Below are 25,604 nucleotides of genomic sequence, written 5' to 3'. Positions count from 1 at the left end.
TTCGACTATGGCTACAATTCATGTCGATGGCAAATCGTATGAAGTCAACGGCTCGGAAAACTTGCTACAAGCATGTTTGAGTCTTGGCATTGATATCCCATACTTTTGTTGGCATCCATCCTTAGGTTCTGTCGGTTCTTGCCGTCAATGTGCCGTGACCCAGTACGCGAATCCAGAAGATACGCGTGGCCGTTTGGTCATGTCATGTATGACGCCAGCATCTGACAATACCTACATCTCGATTGAAGACAAAGAAGCCAAAGATTTCCGTGCTTCGATTGTTGAATTCTTGATGACCAACCATCCGCACGACTGTCCAGTCTGTGAAGAAGGGGGTCACTGTCATTTACAAGATATGACTGTAATGACGCAGCATGACCGTCGTCGCTACCGTTTCACGAAGCGTACCCATTACAACCAGGAGCTTGGCTCATTCATTTCTCACGAAATGAACCGTTGTATCGCGTGTTACCGTTGTGTGCGTTATTACAAAGACTACGCAGGTGGTACGGACTTCGGCGTGTATGCCAATGCATCACGTGTGTACTTCGGTCGTCCTGAATCAGGTACTTTAGAGTCTGAATTCTCGGGCAACCTGACTGAAGTATGTCCAACAGGTGTATTCACCGACAAAACTCATTCGGCTCGCTACAACCGTAAATGGGACATGCAGTATGCGCCAAGCGTATGCCAAGGCTGTTCTTCAGGTTGTAACATCTCTCCGGGTGAGCGTTATGGCGAACTTCGCCGCGTAGAAAACCGTTATAACGGTGAAGTCAACCAGTACTTCCTATGCGACAAAGGCCGTTTCGGTACAGGTTATGTGAACCGTGAGGACCGTCCGCGTCAACCACAATTCCGTCAAGGTGCAACTGTTGAAACTGTTTCAGTGGATGCAGCACTAGACACGGTCATTGCAAATATCCAGGGCAAAAAAGTATTGGGTATTGGTTCACCGCGTGCATCACTTGAATCAAACTTCGCACTTCGTGAGTTGGTGGGTCAAGAGAACTTCTCAACAGGTCTATCTCAAAAAGAAAAGAATCTGGTTGAGTTGGCAGCTTCTATCATGCAAACCGAGGGTGTTTACAACCCGAACATGCGTGAAATTGAAAGCTACGATGCTGTGTTAATTTTGGGTGAAGACCTCACACAAACTGCGCCACGTATGGCTTTATCTGTTCGCCAGGCTGCGAAAAATAAAGGCAAAGAGATGGCGGCAGAGCGCCGTACGCAAGAATGGTTAGCTGAGCCGGTACAACGTATTGCCCAAGATGCAAAATCTCCGATTTACATCCTGGCTGCGACACAAACCCGTTTGTCTGATGTTGCTGAAGGCGAAGTGGTTGCTTCTCCAAACGACATCGCGCGTTTAGGTTTTGCAGTTGCTGCAGCAGTTGCGGGTGAAACGATTCTTGGTTTAGATGACGATGCCAAAGCATTTGCACAAACCATTGCGGACACTTTAAAAGCTGCGAAGAAACCACTGATTATCTCGGGTACAAGCTTGCAAGATCCTGCCATCATGGAAGCTGCTGCACAAGTTGCACAGAATCTGGGTAATGCAGGTCTGACCTTGACGGTTCCTGAAGTGAACTCGATGGGTATGGCAATCTTGGGTGGTCAAAGCCTAGAGCAAGCATTTGCACAAGATTACGATACTGTGATTGTGGTTGAAAACGACCTTTACCGTCGTCTTCCTGCTGCACAGGTTGATGCTGCACTTGCAGGTAAAGATGTGATCGTACTGGATCATTCTGAAACTGAAACAGTGAAAAAAGCCGACATCGTACTTTCTGCCGCAAGCTTTGCGGAAGGTGATGGTACGGTTGTATCGCAAGAAGGCCGTGCACAACGTTTCTACCAAGTGTATGACCCAAGCTACTACAATCCTGAATTGGCGATCAAAGAATCTTGGCGCTGGTTACACGCTCTGGAAACAGGCGTAAAAGGCAAAGCGATTTCTTGGACTTTACTGGATGACGTAATCGAGTCAGTGGCGAAGAACGTTCCTGCGCTTGAAGGCATCCTGGATGTCGCACCTGATGCGGGCTTCCGTGTTCATGGCTTGAAAGTGGCACGTGAACCACGTCGTTACTCAGGTCGTACTTCAATGCGTTCGCCATTGTCTGTACATGAGCCGAAACAGCCTACAGATCAAGACTCTGCATTAACGTTCTCGATGGAAGGTTATGTCGGAGACCAGACCCCATCTCCACTGGTTCCATTTGCATGGTCTGCAGGCTGGAACTCGCCACAAGCCTGGAACAAGTTCCAGGAAACTGTGGGTGGTTCACTGAAAGGTGGTGATTCAGGCGTTCGTTTATTCGACCGTTTGGCAAAACGTCCGGCACGTACATTCGTTGCACCGGCACCTGTTCTGGTCAATGCTGAAAGCTTCCGTCTGGTACCAATGCACCATATCTTTGGTTCAGGTGAATTCACGGTAAAAACACCAGCGATGGAAACACGTATTCCTGAAGCGGTATTTGCAGTGGGTGAGCAGGATGCAGCGCGCCTGAATGTTCAAGATGGTCAGACAATCACGGTGAAAGCAGGTGAGACGTCAATCGTTCTTCCAGTTCAAGTGATTGAATATTTACCGACAGGTTATATTGGCTACCCAATCGGTCTGGTACCGACGGTATCTCTTGCAGAGCCTGTTTCAGTCGCGGTAGGAGTGTAATTCATGGAACAAGAATTAATCCGTCAAACGCCGCTGTGGGCTGAAAACTGGCCAATTGCCTATTCAGTCATTCAAGCGATTGTGATCTTGCTGGTTGTAGTACTGATCGCTGCGTTGATGTCTTTTATTGAACGTCGTTTACTCGGCTTGTGGCAAGACCGCTACGGTCCGAACCGTGTTGGTCCGGGCGGTATGTTCCAGATTGTTGCCGACATGCTGAAAATCATGTTCAAGGAAGACTGGACACCTAAGTTTGCTGACAAATTGACGTTCCGTATGGCGCCTGCAGTTGCGATGGCAACTGCAGTGCTGTCGTTCATGGTTATTCCTGTATCACCTTATTTAGGTGTAGCAGACATGAACATCGGCCTGTTGTTCTTTATGGCAATGGCCGGTATTGCAGTTTATGCAGTCCTGTTCGGTGGCTGGTCATCAAACAACAAATATGCCTTACTGGGCGGTTTACGTTCTGCGGCTCAGACCATTTCTTATGAAGTGTTCTTGGGTATCTCATTGATGGGTGTGGTGGCAATTGCCGGTTCATTCAACATGCGTGAAATCGTTGAAGCGCAAAAAGATGTATGGTTTGTGATTCCTCAGTTCCTTGGCTTCCTGATCTTTGTGGTTGCGGGTGTTGCGGTAACGCATCGTCACCCATTTGACCAACCAGAAGCAGAACAAGAATTGGCAGAAGGTTACCATGTCGAATACGGCGGTATGAAGTGGGGGATGTTCTTCGTTGCGGAATACGTCAACGTGGTACTGATCTCTGCATTGATCGTGACTTTATTCTTCGGTGGCTGGCTTGCGCCATTCAACCTTGATATTCCGTTCCTTCCAGCAGCATTCTGGTTCATTATCAAAACAGCATTCTTTGTAATGATGTTTGTACTGGCGCGTGGTTCATTAATGCGTCCACGTTATGACCAGGTGATGAACTTTGGTTGGAAAATTTGCTTGCCATTGGCGTTGGTTAACCTTTTGGTAACTGGTGCTGTGATTCTGATGAATCAGGCCTAAGACAGCAGGGAGAACAAAATGTTTAAATTTCTAGCTGGATTCGGGTCAATCGTTCGTTCGTTGTGGATGGTGTTCAGCCACGCAACACGTAAACGTGACACCATTTTATATCCGGAAGTGCCGGCCGAAGAAATCGTGCCACCACGCTTCCGTGGTCGTATCGTATTGACACGCGACCCTGATGGCGAAGAACGCTGTGTGGCATGTAACCTGTGTGCGGTTGCCTGTCCGGTAGGCTGTATTTCACTACAAAAAGCAGAACGTGAAGATGGTCGCTGGTATCCGGAATTTTTCCGTATCAACTTCTCACGCTGTATTTTCTGCGGTATGTGTGAAGAAGCGTGTCCAACCACTGCGATTCAGATGACCCCGGACTTCGAGCTTGGCGAATATGTTCGTCAGGACTTGGTCTATGAAAAAGAACACCTGCTGATTTCTGGTCCCGGTAAATATCCTGACTATAACTTCTACCGTGTAACCGGTATGGCAGTTGCAGGCAAGGACAAAGGTCAAGCACAGCGTGAAAGTGCACCTGTTGATGTACGGAGTCTATTACCATGATGTGGCCATTTTATTTAATGGCCCTCGTGGCCATTGTCTCTACGGTTCGCGTGGTGACTAACGCGAATCCGGTACATGCTTTATTAAGCCTGATCGTGTCATTGCTTGCAGTCGCAGGCATGTTCCTGATCGTCGGTGCGCCATTCGCTGGTGCGCTGGAAGTGATCGTTTATGCGGGCGCGATCATGGTGTTGTTCGTGTTCGTGGTGATGATGCTGAACCTGGGTGAGCAGACCGTTGAACAAGAACGCAAATGGTTGACCTCATCGGCTTGGGCTTATCCGGCGTTGATGAGCTTCCTGATCGGTTTGGTGCTGGTATGGGTATTAAACTCTGATTACACACAAGCTTCACTGGTAATGGGTACAGAAATGGTGGGCCCGAAAGCAGTGGGTCAAGCACTCTTTACGCAATACTTGTTGTTGGTTGAAGTTGCCGCGATGTTATTGCTTGCTGCCTTGGTAGCTGCATTCCATTTGGGTAAACGTGAACCAGATGCAGAAGAGGAAAAAGAATAATGGGCAACATCCCTTTAGAGCATGGTTTGATCGTTGCATCTATTCTCTTTGCACTGGGTTTTTACGGTGTAATGGTGCGACGCAACCTACTATTTATTTTAATGAGCCTTGAAATCATGATGAACGCTGCTGCTTTAGCGTTCGTCCTGGCGGGCAGTGCATGGGCACAGCCAGATGGTCAGATCATGTTTATCCTGATCCTGACGCTTGCTGCGGCAGAGGCTTGTATTGGTCTTGCGATCGTCCTTCAGTTCTATCATCGCTTCCATCACCTGGATGTGGATGCTGCTAGTGAGATGCGCGGATGAGTTATTTATATCTAACAATTTTATTTCCGCTCATTGGTTTTGTCCTGTTGGCGGCGGGGCGTAACAAGCTTCCGGAATCTGTTGCAGCGATCATTGGTGTGGGTGCAGTCGGTTTATCTGCACTGTTCGCACTGATTGCGGGTATGGACTTTGTTAACAATGGTTCAACTGCAGTAGTACAACACCTTTGGACCTGGTTCAGTGTTGGTGGTTTTGCTCCGGGCATCAGCTTGCAACTGGATGGTTTATCTTTACTGATGCTGGGCATGGTGACAGGTGTGGGTTTCTTGATTCACATCTTTGCATCATGGTACATGCGTGGTGAAGAAGACTTCGCACGTTTCTTCTCTTACTTCAACCTGTTCGTTGCTAGCATGTTGTTGCTGGTATTGGGCGATAACCTGGCGTTGTTATTCCTAGGTTGGGAAGGCGTAGGTCTGTGTTCATACCTGTTGATCGGTTATTACTACCAGAACCCTGCAAATGGTCTGGCGGCAATCAAGGCATTTACCGTGACCCGTATCGGTGATGTATTCTTGCTGATTGCCATGTTCCTGATCTTCCAGCAATTCGGTACCTTGAACATTCAGTACATCGTTGAAAATGCAGCGACTGTAATGACACAAAGTTCATCTCTGACCATCTGGACAGCATTGTTATTGTTCTTGGGTGCGGCGGGTAAATCTGCACAGATCCCGTTACAAACATGGTTAGCCGATGCGATGGCAGGTCCGACACCTGTTTCTGCATTGATCCATGCTGCAACGATGGTAACAGCGGGTGTTTACCTGTGCTGCCGTCTGTTCGCAGTCTTTGAACTTGCGCCAGAAGTGATGGTATTTATTTCGATCACAGGTGCGGTGACCTTACTGGTTGCTGGTTTTGCTGCACTGGTTCAAACCGATATCAAACGTATTCTGGCTTACTCAACCATGAGTCAGCTGGGTTATATGTTTATGGCGGTGGGTGCTGAAGCGTATCAGGCTGGTCTGTTCCATATGCTAACTCACGCATTCTTCAAGGCACTCTTGTTCTTGTCGTCAGGTGCGGTGATTCTGGCTTACCATCACGAACAAAACATCTTCAAGATGGGTGGTCTGTTCTACAAGAACAAATTCCTGTTTGCATGTTTCGCGATTGGTGGCGGTGCATTGGCAGCGATTCCATTCCTGACCATTGGTTTCTTCTCAAAAGATGCGATTCTTGCTGCAGTCTGGACGCAAAGTCATATTGCTGGTTTACCGGTATATAACACGCTGTACTGGGTGGGTGTTGCAGGTGCATTCTTAACGTCTATTTATACATTCCGCTTAATCTGGGTTGTATTCTTCGGCAAAGAAAACACGCCTTATCATGAAATCAAAGGTGCAACTTACTGGGCGCCACTGGCGATTCTTGCTGTACTTTCAACAGGTCTGGCGATCGTTCTGAAAGCACCAGTGATGAGTATTCTGGATGCTGCACAAATTCCAGCCTTCATTATTCCTGAAGCGCTTGAAGCGGGTGCACATGGTGCTGAATACATCGCAATCGCTGTTGCGTTAACAGGTCTTGCAGTGGGTGTTGTGTTGTTCGCTTTTGCTTACAATGCAGTCAAACGTTTTGCAGCCACTTCTGTGGGTGCTGGCTTGGTCAATATCTGCCGTAATGCATTAGGTTTCGATACGCTGTATGACATCATTTTCGTGAAGCCATATTTAATGTTCGCGAAGATCTTTGGTCGTGATCCAATTGATGGCCTATGGCTGGTACTTCCTGCACTTGTTAAAGGTGGTCACAGCTTTACAAGTTCACGTCAAACCGGTTCACTGCGTGAATATGCATCTAGTATGGGGCTCGGTGTCGTTGTCCTACTGATGATCTTGATCGTGATTCAGGTCGTGGGGAAATAAAATGGAAGCTCCAAACAATATTATTTTGCCGGCTCTGATCCTCATTCCGTTCATTGCAGGTTTCATATGCTGGTTGGTCGATAAACTCGACCAACACTTACCGCGTTATATCGCGCTGATCGGTATGCTGGTGACGTTGGTTTTGACCATCGTCCTTTGGCAGACTGGTACCTATAACTATGAATTAGGCGGTGCTACACCTTCGTGGGCTGCCGAATTCAAATTGCCTTGGATTCAAACCCTGGGCATTAACATTCACTTGGCAGTGGATGGTTTATCACTTCTTATGGTTGGCTTGACTGCACTCCTGGGTGTGCTGGCAGTAGGCTGTTCATGGGGTGAGATTCAAAAGAACGTTGGTTTCTTCCACTTGAACCTTTTATGGTCGTTGGGTGGCGTCATCGGTGTGTTCCTTGCGATTGACCTGTTCCTGTTCTTCTTCTTCTGGGAGATGATGCTAGTACCGATCTACTTCCTGATTGCCCTTTGGGGTCATAAAGGGGCAGAAGGCAAGTCACGTGTTTATGCAGCTAACAAGTTCTTCATTTACACGCAGGTTGCCGGTTTGGTGATGCTGATTGGTATCCTGGGTCTGGTGACTGTGGGCTATACCATGACGGGTGAAATCCGTTTCGACTACAACTATTTATTAGGTGTGGCGAATACGCTTGATGCTCAGGCGCCAGCGGTTGCTTATGCATTCATGATCTGTTTATTCATCGGTTTTGCGGTAAAACTTCCAGTTTTCCCATTACACGGCTGGTTACCAGATGCACATGCACAAGCACCAACTGCGGGTTCTGTCGATCTTGCAGGTATCTTGATTAAGACTGCGGCGTACGGTTTATTACGTTTCGTGATTCCGTTCTTCCCGGCAGCGTCTGCACAGTTTGCAGACTTCGCAATCATCCTGGGTTTAATCGGTATTTTCTACGGTGCTTGGTGTGCTTTCCAGCAAACCGATATGAAACGCTTGTTGGCTTATACCTCTATTTCACACATGGGCTTCGTTTTACTTGCGATCTACGCAGGTAACATCCTGACCTTCCAGGGTCTGATGATCATGATGTTGGCACATGGTATTTCATCTGCTGCGCTGTTCATTATGTGTGGTCAGGTATATGAGCGTGTGCATACGCGTGATATGCGTTTGATGGGTGGTATGCGTGGTCAATTCCCTTATCTTGCATTCTTCCTGATGTTCTTCGTTGCGGCGCTTGTAGGTATTCCAGGTCTAGGTAACTTCATTGGTGAGTTCCTGATCCTGATGGGTGCTTATGCGAAATTCCCGGCGTTTACCATTCTTGCGGCAATCAGTTTGGTATTTGCGGGTCTGTATGGTTTGATCCTGATTCACAAAGCCTTGTTTGGTGTACCAAATGAAGCGCAACAGCAGCACTATACAAATCCGTTAAAAGATCTAAATGCACGTGAAATCGCATTATTGTTGATCTGTGCGTTTGGTCTACTTTGGCTTGGTCTATATCCACAAAGCTTCCTTGATGTTTCTAACTCAAGCATGGCGTGGTTAGCGAATAGCTACATTCCAGTTCAAGAAGTGGTTGAAGTTGCTGATCAAGTAACGACTCAACTTGAAAATGTGGAGATCCAATAAGCCATGAACTTCACAATGTCTTTTTCTGAGCTTATGCCTCTAGCACCTGTGATGATCGTGTCGTTAACTGCGATCGTCGTGATGTTGCTGACCGCAATCAAGCGTAACCATAACCTGGTGGCTACCACCACGGTGATTGGTTTAAACCTTGCTGCGTTCTATATCATTTTCGTTTTGTTGGCGGGCGTGTTTGCACCTGCCAACGTGATGAATCTGTTCATCGTAGATCCATTTACGATGCTGTACCAGTTTGTGATTTTGATTGCTGCACTTGCATGTGCGACCTTGTCTCACGCGTATATCGAAACCTATAAAGATAACCGTGAAGAGCTGTATATCCTGATGCTGACATCCGTTGCGGGTGCCATGCTGATGGTGGCAAGCTCACACTATGCATCATTCTTTATCAGCCTTGAGTTGATGTCGATTCCTGTATATGGCTTGTTGGCATATACACATCAACGTTCTCAATCGCTTGAAGCGGGTGTGAAATATCTGGTGCTTTCAGCAACTGCATCTGCAATGCTGCTTATGGGTATGGCATATATTTATGCATATACAGGTACTTTAAGTTTCGTTGCTGAACCGGGCAAACTGTTTACTGTATTCAGTCAACCGGCTGTGGTAATTGGTCTGGCTTTAATTTTATTTGCTGTGGCATTTAAATTATCGCTGGCACCATTCCACAAATGGACACCAGACGTATACGCTGGTGCACCAGCGCCAATCGCGACTTTCCTTGCGACTGTTGCGAAAGTGGCGATGATTGGTCTGTTTGTTCGTTATGTATTGTCTTCAGGTTTAATCCTGGCAGACAGCTTCGTCACCATCATTTCGATTATTGCGGTTCTGTCTATCCTTGCAGGTAACTTGCTGGCGGTTCGCCAGGTGAACTTGAAACGTATCTTGGCATATTCTTCAATTGCACACTTTGGTTATTTGCTGGTTGCCATCGTAAGCTCACGTAATACCGACTTCTTGCAAGTTCAAGGTTTCGCGACTTTTGAAAGTGTAAACGTCTACGTGATTACTTATGTATTAACCACGATCGGTGCGTTCGGTGTCGTTACGCTGATGTCTAGTCCGTATAACAATACGGATGAAGCGGGTAGTCTGGCTGAATACCGTGGTCTGTTCTGGCGCCGTCCAGTATTGACTGCTGTATTGACGGTGATGATGCTGTCTCTTGCAGGTATTCCTTTAACTGCCGGCTTTATCGGTAAGTTCCTGGTGATTAAAACTGCAGTTGCAGGCGAAGCCTGGTTCCTGACTGCTATGGTGATTCTAGGTTCTGGTATCGGTCTGTACTACTACCTGCGTGTGATGGTTGTACTTTACATGACACCACCTGAAACACCACGTCTAGATGCGGTGAATCATTGGGGTCAAAAAGTGGGCGGTATCATGGTACTTCTTGCTGCGCTTGCGGTACTTGTGATCGGTGTCTACCCAGATCCGGTGATTGCAGTATCTAAATATGCATTCTTTGCCATGTCACCTGAATTGCAACAGTTCATTTTCACTTTGGTTCAAAGTGGTTTTAACTAATATCTGCAAAGATTGACGTTATTACAAAAAAGCCTCCATGATTGGGGGCTTTTTTATTTATACAAATCAATAAAAGCCTTTATAATAGCGGAAATTTATCTTTAACCTTTTAGGTGTTCTCCCGTGGCAATCCATGAAATCCGTCATCCACTCATTCGACATAAGCTTGGTTTACTCCGTCGTGCAGATATCAGTACCAAGAATTTTCGTGAGTTAGCTCAAGAAGTGACCATGCTTCTAACTTATGAAGCAACCAAAGACCTGCCAATGGTTGAACATGATATTGATGGCTGGAATGGTGCTGTTACAGTTGACCGTATTGCGGGTAAAAAAATCACCGTTGTACCAATTCTACGTGCCGGTATTGGTATGCTCGACGGTTTCTTGAACCTGATTCCAAGTGCAAAAGTATCAGTACTTGGTTTAGAGCGTGATGAAGAAACTCTGGAAGCACGTACCTATTATAAAAAACTGGTTCCAGACGTACAAAACCGTATCGCGATGATCATTGATCCAATGTTGGCGACTGGTTCTTCTTTAGTGGCTGCCATTGATGTACTGAAAGCCAGCGGCTGTAAAGATATTCGTGTGATGGTTCTGGTTGCTGCACCAGAAGGCATTAAGCGTGTAGAAGCTACGCATCCGGATGTGGTGATTTTTACTGCTTCTATCGATAATGGCTTAAATGAAAATGGTTATATCGTTCCAGGTCTTGGCGATGCTGGCGATAAAATCTTTGGTTCAGTTCAAAAAGACTAATTTTTGAATATGATGAAAAAAGGGGCTACTACAGCCTCTTTTTTATATAATGTAGACAGGGCATTTTCAGGATAGGACAATAGCATGAAAGATGAATTGTATCAGGGCAAAATCAAACAGTATGACCCTGCCAAAGGTTTCGGTTTTATTGGCTGCGCTGAGGGAGATGTATTCTTCCATATTTCAGACTTCCCTGCAGCAGAAGGCGAGCCAAAACGCAATGAACGCGTGAAATTTAATGTTGTTGAAAATGGCGATAAGTACAAAGCGATTAAGATTGAACGTGTCGAAGACAACTCAAAGAAAGCTAAAAAAACCAAAGTGGCGACACACAATAAATCAATTACATCGGTATTGTTAAACAACTTCCGCGGTTAATAGATAATCTTCATACTTAAATCGTGTTTAGTCACATTTAAAAAGAGGCTTTCGAGCCTCTTTTTTATAGTGCCACCGCTTACATATTCAAAGAGACAGATAACACATAAAAAATCCACCAAATAGCAACAATGCTGAGCATTTCCTTTGGCTTAGAATACAAATTAAATGAATTCTATAGAGAAAAGTGTCATGTTTACGGATGGAAAAATTAAAACTTACGATTCCGAACGTGGTATGGGTACTTTGGAGTTGGTAGGGGAAGCTCAAGAGTTAAGTTTCAAGTTACAGGATCTACCTTCGCCTGAAATTGAGCCACAAATTGGAAAGCGGCTTAAATTTAGTATCATTCCTCAACAAGAAAGCATGACCTTAGACAACATGGTACGTCTAGATATTAAAGCGCAGGATGAATTTGTGCCAGAAGTCGTCGCCTTGCAATCCTTGGCACCCACAGTCGCTGTTCCTGTACGTAATTCACTTTTCTTTAGTCCGACCCTATGGCTGGCATTGGCATCAGCTGTTGGTTTTATGATTTTTGGCGAAGTATAAATAAAAACAGAAATTTTATTTTTTTACTTTTAACTAGGGATCTATTCTTCCGCCATAAGATGCACTTCTAGTTTTTATGTTTCTGCTTTAGAGAATTTTACAAAAGATTTTCAGTCTCTTTTTGATTACAATCATAAAAAATATTAAAGATAAGAGCGAATTATGTTTCAAGAGGGGAAAATCAAAACCTATAACGAAGATCGTGGTTTTGGTTTTATTCAGATCGAAGGGCAATCCAAAGATTTATTTTTCCATGTCAAAGACTTTCCCAATAAAAATATTCCGCCAAAAATGGGGGAAAAATTAAAGTTTTTGATTGTGGAAGATAATGGAAAGTTTAAGGCAAACCATATTATTCGCTTGGATATTAAGCAAGAAGTTCCTGTTACACAAAACAATGATCTACATGGAGATACTGAAACCAGAGCTTCTCTACGTTATGAAAAGAAAAAATCATCAACTACATCAAAAATAATCACAATATCAGGACTGGTGATTATGGTGATTCTTGCTGTTCTTGTTTATAACAAATACCAAAGCTACCAAGTTCAAAAACAGCAAAAGCTGGAAAGACTGATGGTAGAGCAGCAACGAATTGTCGCTGAGCAGCGAGCAGCGCAAGGTGATCTACCTATGCAAGGATTATCTGAGCAGGGCAGGAAGAACCTGGAAAATCGCGGCACTGAGTTAAGAAGCCAAAGTAACCCCGTTAATCCGAAAACTTCAGAAACGGCTGCACCATCTGTATCTCAATTTAAATGCGATGGTCGAGAACACTGTGGTCAGATGGGTTCTTATGAGGAAGCATTATTTTTTATTCGTAACTGTCCGAATACTAAAATGGATGGTGACGGCGATGGGATACCATGTGAAAGTCAGTTTTGATGAATCATAAAAAAAGCACCTGAAGGTGCTTTTAATATTTTAGCTTTCACAAAAATTCATAAAGGCTCTCAGACCGGGACCCTGATATTTCTGGCGATGTACCAGCATAAACAGAGGACGAGTCAGTGACCAGAATGGTGTATCCAGAATTACCAATTGACCTTTTTCACGTAAAGGCTCAATTGCAAGTTTGGAAATGCAGGACATGCCGATTCCGCCCGCTACGATTTTTAAAATCGCTTCATTATGACCGAGTGTTAGACGGATATTGGCATCCGGCACATCTTTTAAAATGGCATTGTCAAACACTTCACGGGTACCTGAACCTTCTTCACGCAAAATCCATTCTACAGATTTGAAATCTTCAGCGGTTAGTTCACTGTTTAATTGCGCAAGGGGGTGGTCTGGTGCACAGCACACAGCCAGCTCATCATCACGCCAATGGATACATTGGAGCTGTGGCAAATGACATGAACCTTCAATTAAGGCAAGATCCAGCTGGAACTGATTCACCGCTTCAATCATTTGACGGGTATTACCGACTTGAAGCTGTAAATGTGCTTGCGGCTTGATTTTCAAGAAATCGGCCATTAGGTCAGGAATCAGGTAATCTGAAATCGTCAGGGTTGCACCTAAACGTAAATCGATACTTTGAAGCTCACCTTTAGCGACTTGTTCAAAAGATTCACAACGACCTAAAATTTCCAGGGCTTGAGGGAGAAGAAAGCGCCCCAGGTCATTCAGCTGTAAACGTTTGCCTAGACGGTCAAATAGTGGAGCACCCAGACCATCTTCCAGATCTGCTAAAGCCATACTAGCCGCACTTTGTGTAAGCTTGACGGCATCGCTAGCCTTCGTTACGGTACCCTCTTGTGCCACTGCTACAAAAACAGCCAATTGGCGTAAAGTCATGCGCATGAGTAGAGCCTTAACATTTAAAAAATATTAATAAATTATGTTGCCATGCTACCATGAGCACAGTCTTTCATGCCACGTTGAAATCATGTCAATTGAAAAATTTACCCGAGAAAAAGTTTTATCTGTACACCGTTGGACCAATACATTATTTAGTTTTACGATGACACGCCCGGCACATTTTAAGTTTACCGCAGGGCAGTTTGCGCGTATTGGTTTGCAAGTGGGGGATGAACTGGTGGTTCGTGCCTATTCGGTAGTGTCATCTCCTTTTGATGAAACTCTGGAGTTTTTCTCGATTGTCGTTCCAGAAGGTAAATTTACTTCCAATTTACAGCACCTCAAAGTCGGGGATGTGCTGCATCTGGAAAAAATTCCTTATGGTTATCTGACTCTGGCACGTTATCAATTGCCTTTGCCTAAAGACTTGTGGTTACTGGGTACCGGCACGGGGCTGGCACCGTTTATTTGTATGTTGCAAGACTTTGAAACCTGGAGAAAATACGAAAAAATCAATCTGGTTTATAGTGTGCGCACCCGGGCAGAACTCGCTTATGTAGACCGGATTCAGGAAATCGCCGAGACCTTTGGTGAAGGACATACCGGTTTTAAGTTTATCCCGATTATTACCCGTGAGCCTGATGCACCTTTGCACGACCGTTTACCGATTTTGATTGCCAATGGTGAGCTGGAAAAGGCAGCAGGTATCGCGTTTAATCCGGAAACGACGCATGTCATGCTTTGTGGTAACCCGGATATGGTCGATGATACCAAAGAAGCCTTAAAAGCTCGTGGCCTGACCATGAACCGTCGTGGTGAAGGAAATATTGCGGTCGAGAATTACTGGTAAGGTTGAAGGATTTATGAGCAAAACCCCCTGCTTGAAGGCAATGCGGTTCCTTTAACAGGAGCGAGATTGTGATATCTAGGGGATAACGGTTTTTTGACATCTTAACTGTTCGAGGCCTTGTAGGCTTCGAATGCTTCTCCAAAAACAAACTACCTATCCCTGATCTAAGTTCCGATAGAAGTCTCCCATGATCAGCTGGATAATGCTGGTGTCCCTAGTGTTGACCGGTCTGGTGAAATAGCCACTCCACAGGATCTGCACCAAGATGTTTACGTGCTTCGGTTAGACCAATGCGCGTCAGCAAGTCATAAGAGGTTAACCACTTATCGCAAATATTGAGTCTTCTTGCTGCTGCATGGATGAGGACATCACGAAAAATCGCCATTCCAAGAACCAGCCAAAATACCTGATCTGCAGGCAAGCACCGCCTGTGAATAGTCGCGGAACTGCTCAACCTGAGTGTGGACTCGACCCACTCAACGGGGATATTGTGAATAAAAGTACTCAGATTCAAGAGATTAAACAGATTATTAAGATCTAGAATATCCTGCTGAAATACCATAAAAAATCCGATGCCAAACCTGCCATCGGATTCTCTAATAAATTCCATGATGATTCAAATATTTAAGTGAAAAGCATTGCCCATCGCGGAGGTTTTTTCGATTCAAGCTTAATGCACAAACATATCCATGGATTCACGGATTTCCTGAATGGCGGTTTCGACATCGGGGCTGAGCCAGGTCGGTTCAAAGAATCCGGCATAGTGCTCAATACGGTCTGCAGGCACTACCAGACGCACCGGACAGTCTTCTTCTAGTAAGCGCCATGGAATAATCGGCACTTCATTATCCAGCCATGCCGTTACATCTCGAATATCGATAATCATCGCATTGACACAGTCCGGAAAAGGCATCACGGAAAATTCTTCGGTACGACGACGGAAATATTCCAGATCCTGCCAGCGAAGCAGGAAGCTTGGCTTGCTAAATTCAATAATTCCAATCAGATGCTGATCACGACTGTAGTGCAGCGTACATTGATGTGTGACGTCAGTATCAAGATCAAGCGATACACTTTGTTGACGATACGCCATATAACTCGGGTGTATAAATGAGAAGGTGGATAATTATAACGCATTTCATCGCTGAAAGGCAGCGTCTCAACTGTCTTCACTAAAGCCTGCGGAACTGGTATGGCTTATGCATATCTTCAGGGAACAACGATAAAAACAACGAGGTTGCTATGTCAGAGTCAAAAAGTGTGATTGATACCAGTGTGACTGAAACAGCAGTACAAGAAGATTATTTTGCCTTGCGCCAGCTCAAGAAAGGCGCCGTAGGTTGGCTGCTTCTCGTCGGTCTGGGGGTCGCGTATGTGATTTCCGGTGACTTCGCTGGCTGGAATTTTGGTTTGGCACAGGGGGGGTGGGGAGGCATGTTTATTGCGACCATTGTGGTGGCATTCATGTATCTGTGTATGTGTCTGGCCATGTCCGAAATGTCGACCATGCTGCCGACTGCAGGTGGGGGTTACAGTTTTGCTCGTACTGCTTTTGGTCCCTTTGGCGGCTATCTGACCGGGAGTGCCATCCTGATTGAATATGCCATTGCTCCGGCAGCAATTGCCTGTTTCATTGGTGCCTATTGCGAAGCCTTGTTTGGTATTGGCGGCTGGATCATTTATCTGGTGAGCTATCTGGTTTTTATGGGCTTGCATCTGAAAGGTGCAGGTGAAGCACTCAAGATCATGTTTGTGATTACCGCAATTGCTGCGGTTGCCTTGATGGTGTTTATCTTTGGCATGTTGCCTCATTTTAATAGTGCAAACCTGTTTGATATTGCGGTCAGTACGGAAGCGGCGGGTGCAAGCAGTTTCCTGCCATTGGGCTATCTGGGCATCTAGGCAGCAGTGCCTTATGCGATCTGGTTTTTTCTGGCAGTTGAAGGGGTGCCGCTGGCAGCAGAGGAGGCCAAAGAGCCAGCTAAATCCTTGCCGCGTGGCCTGATTGGTTCCATGCTGATTCTGGCATTCTTTGCGCTAAGTATTTTGTTACTCGGTCCTGGCGCAGCAGGTGCAGATACGCTGAAAAATTCCGGTGCACCGCTGGTGGATGCCTTGGTTGCAGTGTATGGCGCCAATACCTGGATGGCAAGTTTCGTGAATTTTGTCGGTCTCGCTGGTCTGATTGCCAGTTTCTTCTCGATTATCTATGCCTATTCCCGTCAAATTTTTGCGCTCTCACGTGCCGGTTATTTACCGAAAAAATTGTCCTTAACCAACAGCAATCATGCACCTTATTTGGCCATCATTATTCCAGGGATTATTGGCTTCCTGTTATCCCTTTCAGGTGAAGGTGATTTGCTGATTCTGATGGCGGTCTTTGGTGCCACTATTTCCTATGTCTTGATGATGATGTCCTACATCAAGCTTAAACTGTCTCGACCAAATCTGGCACGTCCGTATAAAGCACCGGGCGGTATTGTGACTGCGTCCATTGAGCTGGTACTTGCTGCGATTGCAGTGGTTGCAGGCTTTCTGGTCGATCCAAAAGTCTGGTTAATGGCAGCCGCTATTTACGTGGCACTGATTCTCTATTTCCTACTGTATAGCCGTCATCATCTGGTGGCCGGTACACCGGAAGAAGAATTTGTCCGTATCGAGGCAGCAGAAAAGGAATTGAAATAAACCATCTTGCAGGGAGAACTTGCTTATGTTGTATCAGATCAATGTGGCCAGTCAGCATTATGTCTTTGAGGATCTAAAAACCTTATTGGCCAAGGCTACGCCTGAACGTTCTGGTGATCAGCTGGCAGGGATTGCGGCCGTGGATGCAACCGAGCGTGTCGCTGCACAAATGTGTCTGGCAGAGGTACCGTTACAGCAGTTTTTGCAAGAAGCAGTGGTTCCTTATGAAGATGATGAAATCACCCGCCTGATTCTGGATGAACATGATGCTGATGCCTTTTATCCGATCTCGCATTTTACTGTCGTAGATTTCCGTAACTGGCTGCTGAGTGCAGATGCCACCACAGAAAAACTTGCTGCTTTAAAAATGGGCCTGATTCCGGAAATGGTGGCGGCAGTGAGCAAGATTATGCGTAATCAGGATCTGATTCTGGTGGCAAAAAAAAGTCGTGTAGTTACGCGGTTTAGAAATACCATTGGTCTGGAAGGGCATCTTTCCACCCGCTTGCAGCCGAACCATCCGACTGATGATGTGATGGGAATTTCAGCTTCGATTCTGGATGGGCTGATGTACGGCAATGGTGATGCAGTCATCGGAATCAACCCAGCTACAGATAATCTGCAGAATTTGACTGAGCTGCTCAAACTACTCGATCACGTTATTCAGGAATATGATATTCCGACTCAATCTTGTGTTTTGACCCATATTACTTCTGGCATTCAGCTGGCAAATAAAAATGTTCCGATTGATTTAATGTTCCAGTCCATTGCGGGAACCGAAAAAGCCAATACCGGTTTCGGGATCAATCTGGCGCTGTTGCAGGAAGGTTATGAGGCCGCTTTAAGCCTGCAACGCGGCACCGTGGGCCAAAATGTCATGTATTTTGAAACCGGACAGGGCAGTGCCTTGTCTAGCAATGGCCATCATGGCGTGGATCAACAGACCGTGGAAGCACGTGCCTACGCCGTGGCGCGTAAGTTTAATCCCTTGCTGGTCAATACCGTGGTCGGCTTTATCGGACCGGAATATCTGTATAACGGCAAGCAGATTATCCGGGCCGGGCTGGAAGATCATTTCTGTGGCAAGCTGCTCGGTGTACCAATGGGCTGTGATATTTGCTACACCAATCATGCCGATGCCGATGCCGATGCCGATGCCGATCAAGATGATATGGATGTAATGCTGACCTTGCTTGCCAATGCCGGACTGAATTTTATTATGGGTATTCCCGGTTCAGATGACGTGATGTTGAACTATCAGACAACCTCCTTTCATGATGCGCTCTACATCCGGCAATTACTGGGATTAAAACCGGCACCCGAATTTGACTACTGGCTGGAGCATCAGGGAATTTTGGCGCAACAGTCTAATCAGCTGCACTGGCCAACAGAGTTGCCGAAGCAATTTTTACGTCTAATCCTGTCTTGAGGAAGTACTATGAAACTGATTGCCGGTGTGAAATTTGAGTCCCAATTACAGGATAATCCCTGGCAGAAATTAAAAGCCTTTACTGATGCACGGATTGCCTTAGGTCGAACTGGGGGCAGCTTGCCGACTCGACCAAGTCTGGAATTTCAGTTGGCACATGCGCAAGCTAAAGATGCGGTACTGAAGCCACTTGATGTTGAATTCTTAAAATCTGGCTTAGCTAAAACGGGACTGCCTATTCTGGAAATTGAAAGCCAGGCGGTAGAGAAAGATCTTTATCTTAAACGTCCCGATCTTGGGCGTGTGCTTTTAGAACAGTCCAAAACGATATTGCAGCAATACCGGGCCGAACATCAGCAACATTGGGATGTAGCCATTGTGCTGGGAGATGGGCTCTCGGCACGTGCCATTGAGGAAAATAGCCCGCATTTTATTTCGGCGTTGCTGGAGGCTTGTAAAGAACAAGGCTGGCAGATTGCCCCCTTGGTGATAGCCCGTGGCAGTCGTGTGGCACTTGGCGATGAAGTGGCAGAAATTTTACAGGCGAAAATGCTGGTCATGCTGATTGGCGAACGGCCGGGTTTGAGCTCACCGGACAGTATGGGAATTTACTACACTTATAATGCTTTTAAAGGTTGTCATGATGCCTTGCGTAACTGTATTTCCAATGTCCGTCCTGCCGGCTTGACCTATCCACTTGCCATCCAGCGACTGGTGGCATTGATGCGTAAATCCTGTGAGTTACAGCTTTCAGGAGTACAGTTGAAAGATGAACACCAAACCCCAGTCGACATACAACATAGCCCGGCCAAACGGCTATTTTAAAGCAGTAACCAGCAGAGAATTCTGATGGATTAGTGACTTACATCCCGTCACCATCTCACCATGTTTTGTCACAGAAGCCCTATTCACAGCTTGTTATTCTAAAAATCTACTTATGAATAACAAAGAGTGAGAATGGTTATGGTCGATGATTTCAATAAAAAGCCACCTTTAAATCATCAAGCAGACGTGACGCAAAAAAAGCGTATCCCTGTTTATATCTTGATTTTGGTCGGTATTTTTTTACTCGCACTACTGTTCTATATGTTTGCTGACATGAATCCAGATGCGAATGATGCTCCTGCAGGACATCCAAATCCGAATGTACAGCCTGCTACCCCAAATAATTCAACTCCAGTCGGTGAGCCTACACAAGGCACCGCCACCATGAATGATGGAACGGAAGCTACAGCAACCGTGGGTGATGGCACAGAAGCAACAGCAACTGCGACTGATGGACAGGCGACTCAATAACTGAAAATACCTGAAAAGCTCTAGTGAACCACTGGGGCTTTTTTGAAATGGATGGTGATGTTTTAAGGTAGTGCCATCTACCTGGCTTGAGTCTGAAAACATCAAATCTAATATGAATCCGGAAAAAGAAGGGGCTGATTGTTTCAGGGAGATGCCCCCGATTTCAGATAAATAGCTTAATAACAAAGAGGGTAGAACAACATGAATGATTATATGAGAAGCCCGCGTGGTGGCTTCGATGCCATGTACTACTGGGATCAGTTCCATCCCATTCTTAGTGCAATTGCCATATTAGTAATTGGCTGGATCATTGCGTTACTGGTCTCGGCAGGTGTTAAAAAGCTCTTGCAGAAACTGGGCACCAATACACATTTAAATACGGCGACAGGTCATCACTCCAATGTGGAGAGCATTATCGCCCGCGTCGTGTTCTGGATTATTCTGATTATTGCCGTGATTGGTGCGCTGAACGTGCTTAATCTTACCAGTGTCAGCGGTCCATTCAGTAATATGATCCAGCAGTTCCTGTTATTTATCCCGCAGTTACTAGGTGCAATTGCAGTCGGATTCATAGGTTGGATTGTGGCCAATCTGGTCAAGATAGGGCTACAAAAACTGCTAGACCGAACGCAACTCGATGAAAAACTCAGTGCTGAAGTTGGTGTCAGTCCGATTAGTAAAAACATCAGTGAAATTGCTTACTGGTTAATTTTATTACTGTTCTTGCCAATCGTGCTGTCTATTTTGGGTCTCAACGGTCTGTTGTTACCAGTTCAAAATATGCTGACCGATGTTGTTAGTTACTTACCAAACATATTCATTGCTGCAGTCATCATTTTTGTCGGTTATATCCTGGCGAAAATTGTGCGCGGTATTGTTGAAGGACTATTAAACAGTCTGAACGTACAGCAACATGCTGAAAAAGTAGGCATCTTCAAAAACTCGAATGTTTCTCAGGTGATTGGTTCATTTATCTTCGCCGTGGTAATCATTACGGCACTGATCATTGCATTTGAAGCATTAGGTATTGAAGCTATTTCTCAGCCTGCTACAGCCATGCTGTATGAAATCATGAATGCCATTCCAAATATCATCGCTGCTGCGTTGATTCTGATTCTGGCGTATGTGGTGTCTAAACTGGTGGCACGTCTGGTGGTTGAAGTAGTTGCTGGTACAGGTGTTGATGAAATTCCTGCCAAACTGGATATCCAACGCTTTTTAGGCACGACTAAACTTTCAAGTGTAGTCGGTTTCCTGATCGTTTTATTCACCATGTTATTTGCAGTTTCTGAAGCAGCGAACCGTCTGGGCTTTGAACAGATCAGTGGCCTAATTGCAATGTTCATCTACTTTGGTGCCAACATCCTGCTTGGTGCGGTGATTCTGGTAATCGGTTTCTGGCTGGCGAATATTGTTGCGAATATCGTACAACGTGGTGAATATAACAGCTCGCGCTGGTTAGCCAATTTGGTTCGTGTCTTGATCATGGGGCTGGTTGTGGCAATGGGTCTGCGTGCGATGGGTATTGCCGATTCGATTGTTAACCTGGCATTTGGTTTAACTTTGGGTGCTGTAGCAGTGGCATTCGCCTTGGCATTTGGTCTGGGTGGCCGTCAACCTGCGGAACGTGTACTCACGGATTTGATTGATAAAGCCAAACGAGAGGCCAAAGACCCTAACCCAGTCAAAGAAAAAGCTGAGAACAGCATATTTTCTGGATTAGGTGGCAAGACAACAGGTACAAGTGCAACCGACATGTCAGGTACTACAGGTGCGGCGATGGGTATGAGTTCTACAGATAGCTCAATGAGCCAGTCCTCTGGTGGTTCGCAAACTGCTACAGGCACTAGCGATTCTTCAATCACAACTCCAGGAGCAGGCATCATGCCAAATCAGGATTCAGACAAGAATATGCCTATGGGTACGGATTTATCTCATACTACCCCGGCAATCCTTACCACTGCACCGCAGGATGATGAATCATTGGGTATTGATCCGGTCAATCCGGATGCGGATCAAGCCGTACCAGATTCACTAAAAGTCGATCCGACTCATCCGCCAGTCAATAATCCATTTGGTTCAACTGGAGAAAAAGAGCCGAATGTCGATATTGATCGTTCTATTCAGAAAAAAGATGACCTGAAATAACCTGTTATCTTTAAGCAAAATCGACCACGCTCATGTGGTCGATTTTGTTCAGTCATAAGGAAAAATGAATGAATACCAAAAAACCTAACAAAGTTCTGGCTCCTTTAGTCATTGCAGGAATTACGCTTGGCTTTTTTACCGCTGCCTATCGATTTGTTTTTGTGAAGAGCAAACAGGACGAGCAGTCTGAGCGAGAGCTGGATAAGAAAATACCAGAGACAGACGAATTTAACTGAGGAGTCAATCCTGCTCAGTCACCAGGAATAGAATTTATTTTTTAAAAAATATAGAATATTCAAATGAATACTAAAATGATTTTGGTATTTTTCTTGCATTAAAAATATAAAGAAAAGGAGGTCAACACGATGTGGAAAGCACTACAACATAAATTCATGGCATCTTCAGCAGATAACTTGACGCTATGTCTGCGAGAAGCGCAGAAAATGCAGCTGACGATTGACCGTTTAAAAAATACGGCCAATCTCAACCTGTTTAAAACAGATTATCTGGAATGAATAAAGTATCAATCCAGATCATCTATTGATTAAACATATTCCGATGCGGCATGTGCCGATGACCATGCCCATTGGAAATTATAACCGCCCAAATGTCCGGTAACATCCAGCACTTCACCAATAAAATACAAGCCTTTCTGCTTTTTACTTTCCATGGTTTTTGAGGATACTTCCGTGGTGTCTACACCACCCAAAGTCACCTCCGCTGTACGGTAGCCTTCAGTTCCTGAAGGTTTCACTTCAAAGCCATGCAGACGTGCCGCAATCTGTTCCAGCTTGTCATCACTGATATTGCCAATGGCAGTTTCAGCGCTTTCAGTCCAGATTATACTTTGTAATTCAGCCACCACACTTTTCGGTAAATATTCATTGAGGAGTGTACGTAACAAGACTTTGGGCTGGCTTTGTTTTTTGGATTTGAAGAAATCCAGTAAGTCTACACTCGGTAAGAAATCGACCTTAAAGCTCTGCCCGACATTCCAGTAGTTGGAAAGTTGCAGGGAACTTGGCCCACTTAAACCGCGATGGGTAAATAGTAGCGCTTCGGTAAAGCTATTAAGCTCATTCGAGAGTGTTGCTTCTACGGCATTGCCGCTTAAGCGCGTGGTGACTTCTTTAAATCCGTCAGAGAAGGTAAATGGAACCAGTCCGGCACGGGTTGGATAGACGTGATGTCCAAACTGTTTTGCAATCTCATAGCCAATGCCTGAACCGCCAAGCGTAGGAATCGATAAACCACCGGATGCCACGACGACAGATTCAACTTCAAAGTATCCCAGTGAGGTTGCCACCTGAAAGCCTTGATCATCTACTGGATTGACTGCTTTCACTTCGCAGCTGGTTTTGATATCGACCAGACCGGTCTTATCACATTCTGCCAGCAGCATCGACAAGATATCTTTTGCACCATTTAAGGTAAACAGCTGTCCATGTTTGCGCTCTTCATAAGCAATGCCATATTCACAAACTAAGCCGATAAAGTCCCAGTTGGTATAACGCGTTAAAGCCGAAATCACAAAATGTGGATTGTGTGAAATATAATTGCTTGCTTCGACTTCCAGATTGGTGAAGTTACATTTACCACCGCCCGACATCAGGATTTTTTTGCCAACCTTGTTGGCTTTTTCTACTACCACGACTTTGCGCCCACGTTGCGCAGCCATATACGCCGTCATTAAACCTGAGGCACCGGCACCTATGACTAGAACATCGTATTGCTTGGAAGACATTACACACTCAAGGGAGAAGAAAAGGGAAGCATTATAGACAATTTTATTTCAGCTTTCTCTATTCCAGAAAAATCAGTTCTGTGATTGCAGATTTGCAGTGGATTTTAAACATAAAATATTTGAAAGCTGCCTAAAACTCATGCATAGTTTTTGTACAAACTAAAAACCTAATAACAAGGAAAAGCGAATGGCAAGTGTGGAAGATTTAAAACAATATAATCTGATTACATATATTCTTTATATTTTAGGATTTTTTCTTGGTCTGACTCCATTTATTGCAATTGTGATGAATTATATCAAGCGTGATGAAATGCGCGGTACCTGGCTGGAAAGTCATGTCGATTGGCAAATTAAAACCTTCTGGATCAGTTTGCTGGGCTATATCGTCGGTGGCTTATTGACTGTGATCTTGATTGGTTTCTTGATCGTGTTTCTGGTCTTTATCTGGCATATCTACCGCTTGGTCAAAGGGTTAATTGCCTTAAATAACAATCAACCGATTCAAGCTTAAATTGCTATAGAATTAAAGGGAATATTACGACCTTGCAGACCGCCACTATGAATGACCAGCAGTTTTGATCTAGCCGGAAAATAATTTTTCTCGATCAGATCAAAAATCCCCATCAGCATTTTAGCCGTGTAGACCTGCTCTAGTAGAATTGAAAATTCGGCTTCAAAATCCCGGATAAACTGCACCAAGGCTGCACTGGTTTTGGCATAACCACCACAACAATAATCATCGAGAATGTTCCAGTTGGTTTTTTTCGTCAGTTGGGCGACTTCATCTTTTAAAAATGAACCTTTCAGTGCGGAAAATCCTAAGATCTGTTGATGCGCGTGACTGGCTTCGATCAATCCGCTGATGGTGCCACCGGTGCCTACTGCACAACAAATCACATCAAATTGCGCATCGCTATCTTTTAATATTTCCTGACACCCTTGAATCGCCAAAGCATTGGTTCCACCTTCAGGAATCACATAATGTTCAGGAAAGTGTCGAGCGAGTTCGGCCAAATACTCAGGCCGTTGCTTGCGCCGATATTCATCACGACTGACGAAATGCAACTTCATCCCGAATTGCTGGGCGGTGGCTAATGTTGGATTCAATGGTCGATCAGCCAGTTCTTCACCCCGAATCACTCCAACACTCTTAAAACCAAACTGCTGTGCGGCAAATGCAGTGGCGGCAATATGATTGGAGTAGGCGCCTCCAAAACTCAGAATATGCTGATAACCCTGTCTTTTGGCTTCAAGAAAATTGTATTTCAGTTTAAAAAACTTGTTGCCCGAGATTTGCGGATGAACCAGATCCAGACGACGTATTATTAAAGTAATATCGTGAAAACTAATCTGTTGATCTGGAATATTTTGGGCAATGGTTTCAAACATAAAAGTTCGCAAAGTTTATGAAGGAGGCATTATAGCGGAAATGCTAAAAATCAGAGCTTTTGAATAGGCAATAGCGAGCTGATCGCTGTCGAATTGGTTGTAGATTGTCACAAATATTCTGCTGACTATTTAAGCAATAATGCTAATCTAAACAGAGGAAACCCTGAGGAGGGTAGAATAATGAAAATATTATCCTATGTTGTGTTGGTCGGCATGTTGCTCAGTCTGTCGGGCTGTGATGATGCGATGAATAAACCTAAAACAGAAACCCGTACCATGATTATTGGTGGCGTACCTGTACATGAGCAGGATTATCAACTGCTAGACAAGCATTTGAGTGCTCAGGATCAGTTGAAACCTTAAGTAATTGCAAACGTTAAAATTCATGATAAATCCAGAAATTTTTACAGCAAATCTTCAGGTTTT

Annotated in this window: 25 protein-coding genes and 2 pseudogenes; 22 read left to right on the top strand and 5 right to left on the bottom strand. The window is 45.0% G+C overall.

Annotated features, from left to right (window positions below; genetic code table 11):
* Positions 1 to 7: 7 nt before the first annotated feature.
* From nuoG to HGD77_RS11870, 12 genes are all read left to right on the top strand, one after another.
* Positions 8 to 2,686 carry an NADH-quinone oxidoreductase subunit NuoG gene (gene nuoG, locus HGD77_RS11925; RefSeq protein ID WP_004280773.1) on the top strand — a complete coding sequence of 893 codons (2,679 nt, stop codon included), beginning with the start codon at positions 8 to 10 and terminating at the stop codon, positions 2,684 to 2,686.
* Positions 2,687 to 2,689: 3 nt separating this feature from the next.
* Complete coding sequence (gene nuoH, locus HGD77_RS11920) at positions 2,690 to 3,706, top strand: NADH-quinone oxidoreductase subunit NuoH (protein WP_004280772.1); 1,017 nt, start codon at positions 2,690 to 2,692, stop codon at positions 3,704 to 3,706.
* Between the two features lie 18 nt (positions 3,707 to 3,724).
* Positions 3,725 to 4,267, top strand: coding sequence for an NADH-quinone oxidoreductase subunit NuoI (gene nuoI, locus HGD77_RS11915; protein ID WP_004280771.1), 543 nt, complete (start codon positions 3,725 to 3,727; stop codon positions 4,265 to 4,267).
* Entirely contained in the window at positions 4,267 to 4,785 is a 519-nt protein-coding gene (gene nuoJ, locus HGD77_RS11910; RefSeq protein ID WP_171054322.1) for an NADH-quinone oxidoreductase subunit J, read from the top strand. The genes nuoI and nuoJ overlap by 1 nt, the downstream gene beginning before the upstream one ends.
* Positions 4,785 to 5,093: an NADH-quinone oxidoreductase subunit NuoK gene (nuoK, locus tag HGD77_RS11905; protein ID WP_004280769.1), complete on the top strand. Its 309-nt coding sequence runs from the start codon at positions 4,785 to 4,787 to the stop codon at positions 5,091 to 5,093. Before nuoJ ends, nuoK begins: the two co-directional genes overlap by 1 nt.
* Positions 5,090 to 6,985: an NADH-quinone oxidoreductase subunit L gene (gene nuoL / locus HGD77_RS11900; protein WP_004280768.1), complete on the top strand. Its 1,896-nt coding sequence runs from the start codon at positions 5,090 to 5,092 to the stop codon at positions 6,983 to 6,985. Before nuoK ends, nuoL begins: the two co-directional genes overlap by 4 nt.
* Position 6,986: 1 nt before the next feature.
* Complete coding sequence (gene nuoM / locus HGD77_RS11895; RefSeq protein WP_004280767.1) at positions 6,987 to 8,600, top strand: NADH-quinone oxidoreductase subunit M; 1,614 nt, start codon at positions 6,987 to 6,989, stop codon at positions 8,598 to 8,600.
* Positions 8,601 to 8,603: 3 nt separating this feature from the next.
* On the top strand, positions 8,604 to 10,148 hold the full coding sequence (gene nuoN, locus HGD77_RS11890) for an NADH-quinone oxidoreductase subunit NuoN (RefSeq protein WP_004732067.1): 1,545 nt from the start codon (positions 8,604 to 8,606) through the stop codon (positions 10,146 to 10,148).
* Positions 10,149 to 10,271: 123 nt separating this feature from the next.
* Positions 10,272 to 10,907, top strand: a complete 636-nt coding sequence (gene upp / locus HGD77_RS11885; RefSeq protein WP_004280765.1) for a uracil phosphoribosyltransferase — start codon at positions 10,272 to 10,274, stop codon at positions 10,905 to 10,907.
* A gap of 84 nt (positions 10,908 to 10,991) precedes the next feature.
* Positions 10,992 to 11,285, top strand: a complete 294-nt coding sequence (locus HGD77_RS11880) for a cold shock domain-containing protein (RefSeq protein ID WP_005106209.1) — start codon at positions 10,992 to 10,994, stop codon at positions 11,283 to 11,285.
* A gap of 192 nt (positions 11,286 to 11,477) precedes the next feature.
* Positions 11,478 to 11,837, top strand: coding sequence for a hypothetical protein (locus HGD77_RS11875; protein ID WP_005265971.1), 360 nt, complete (start codon positions 11,478 to 11,480; stop codon positions 11,835 to 11,837).
* Positions 11,838 to 11,999: 162 nt separating this feature from the next.
* Positions 12,000 to 12,722: a cold shock domain-containing protein gene (locus HGD77_RS11870; protein WP_005265970.1), complete on the top strand. Its 723-nt coding sequence runs from the start codon at positions 12,000 to 12,002 to the stop codon at positions 12,720 to 12,722.
* Between the two features lie 39 nt (positions 12,723 to 12,761).
* Here HGD77_RS11870 and gigC read toward each other — a convergent pair whose 3' ends face one another.
* Entirely contained in the window at positions 12,762 to 13,640 is an 879-nt protein-coding gene (gene gigC / locus HGD77_RS11865) for a LysR family transcriptional regulator GigC (RefSeq protein WP_005265969.1), read from the bottom strand.
* Positions 13,641 to 13,725: 85 nt separating this feature from the next.
* Here gigC and HGD77_RS11860 point away from each other — a divergent pair, with 85 nt between their 5' ends.
* Complete coding sequence (locus tag HGD77_RS11860; protein ID WP_004732056.1) at positions 13,726 to 14,487, top strand: ferredoxin--NADP reductase; 762 nt, start codon at positions 13,726 to 13,728, stop codon at positions 14,485 to 14,487.
* A gap of 220 nt (positions 14,488 to 14,707) precedes the next feature.
* Here HGD77_RS11860 and HGD77_RS11855 read toward each other — a convergent pair.
* Positions 14,708 to 15,049, bottom strand: a pseudogene (locus HGD77_RS11855) (transposase domain-containing protein); the annotation flags it as partial.
* A gap of 108 nt (positions 15,050 to 15,157) precedes the next feature.
* Positions 15,158 to 15,580: a hypothetical protein gene (locus tag HGD77_RS11850; protein ID WP_004280758.1), complete on the bottom strand. Its 423-nt coding sequence runs from the start codon at positions 15,578 to 15,580 to the stop codon at positions 15,158 to 15,160.
* A 149-nt stretch (positions 15,581 to 15,729) separates the two neighbouring features.
* Here HGD77_RS11850 and eat point away from each other — a divergent pair.
* From eat to HGD77_RS11815, 7 genes and pseudogenes are all read left to right on the top strand, one after another.
* Positions 15,730 to 17,172 (top strand): annotated as a pseudogene (eat, locus tag HGD77_RS11845) (ethanolamine permease).
* 25 nt (positions 17,173 to 17,197) lie between these two features.
* Entirely contained in the window at positions 17,198 to 18,601 is a 1,404-nt protein-coding gene (locus HGD77_RS11840) for an ethanolamine ammonia-lyase subunit EutB (RefSeq protein ID WP_005265960.1), read from the top strand.
* 9 nt (positions 18,602 to 18,610) lie between these two features.
* A complete protein-coding gene (gene eutC / locus HGD77_RS11835) occupies positions 18,611 to 19,426 on the top strand; it encodes an ethanolamine ammonia-lyase subunit EutC (RefSeq protein ID WP_005265959.1) in 816 nt (271 codons plus the stop codon).
* A gap of 138 nt (positions 19,427 to 19,564) precedes the next feature.
* Positions 19,565 to 19,897, top strand: coding sequence for a hypothetical protein (locus tag HGD77_RS11830; RefSeq protein ID WP_005106219.1), 333 nt, complete (start codon positions 19,565 to 19,567; stop codon positions 19,895 to 19,897).
* A gap of 201 nt (positions 19,898 to 20,098) precedes the next feature.
* Positions 20,099 to 22,045 carry a mechanosensitive ion channel gene (locus tag HGD77_RS11825; protein WP_004732045.1) on the top strand — a complete coding sequence of 649 codons (1,947 nt, stop codon included), beginning with the start codon at positions 20,099 to 20,101 and terminating at the stop codon, positions 22,043 to 22,045.
* Between the two features lie 68 nt (positions 22,046 to 22,113).
* A complete protein-coding gene (locus tag HGD77_RS11820) occupies positions 22,114 to 22,281 on the top strand; it encodes a hypothetical protein (RefSeq protein ID WP_004732043.1) in 168 nt (55 codons plus the stop codon).
* 129 nt (positions 22,282 to 22,410) lie between these two features.
* A complete protein-coding gene (locus HGD77_RS11815; protein WP_004732041.1) occupies positions 22,411 to 22,560 on the top strand; it encodes a hypothetical protein in 150 nt (49 codons plus the stop codon).
* A 29-nt stretch (positions 22,561 to 22,589) separates the two neighbouring features.
* On the opposite strand, the gene HGD77_RS11810 is transcribed toward HGD77_RS11815, so the two are convergent.
* Positions 22,590 to 23,789: an NAD(P)/FAD-dependent oxidoreductase gene (locus HGD77_RS11810; protein WP_004732039.1), complete on the bottom strand. Its 1,200-nt coding sequence runs from the start codon at positions 23,787 to 23,789 to the stop codon at positions 22,590 to 22,592.
* Positions 23,790 to 23,976: 187 nt separating this feature from the next.
* Here HGD77_RS11810 and HGD77_RS11805 point away from each other — a divergent pair, with 187 nt between their 5' ends.
* Positions 23,977 to 24,300 carry a DUF4870 family protein gene (locus HGD77_RS11805; RefSeq protein WP_004280743.1) on the top strand — a complete coding sequence of 108 codons (324 nt, stop codon included), beginning with the start codon at positions 23,977 to 23,979 and terminating at the stop codon, positions 24,298 to 24,300.
* On the opposite strand, the gene HGD77_RS11800 is transcribed toward HGD77_RS11805, so the two are convergent.
* Entirely contained in the window at positions 24,297 to 25,178 is an 882-nt protein-coding gene (locus tag HGD77_RS11800) for a 1-aminocyclopropane-1-carboxylate deaminase/D-cysteine desulfhydrase (protein WP_004732037.1), read from the bottom strand. The genes HGD77_RS11805 and HGD77_RS11800 overlap by 4 nt on opposite strands.
* Positions 25,179 to 25,358: 180 nt before the next feature.
* Between HGD77_RS11800 and HGD77_RS11795 the strand changes: the two genes are divergently transcribed.
* Complete coding sequence (locus tag HGD77_RS11795; protein ID WP_004732034.1) at positions 25,359 to 25,541, top strand: NF038215 family lipoprotein; 183 nt, start codon at positions 25,359 to 25,361, stop codon at positions 25,539 to 25,541.
* The last annotated feature ends 63 nt before the right edge of the window (positions 25,542 to 25,604 follow it).

Origin of the sequence: Acinetobacter sp. NEB149 (assembly GCF_012516415.1) — a bacterium.
Lineage (GTDB): Bacteria > Pseudomonadota > Gammaproteobacteria > Pseudomonadales > Moraxellaceae > Acinetobacter > Acinetobacter lwoffii_V.
Note: the sequence above shows the minus strand (reverse complement) of the source record. Positions and strands in the feature narration are given on the sequence as shown.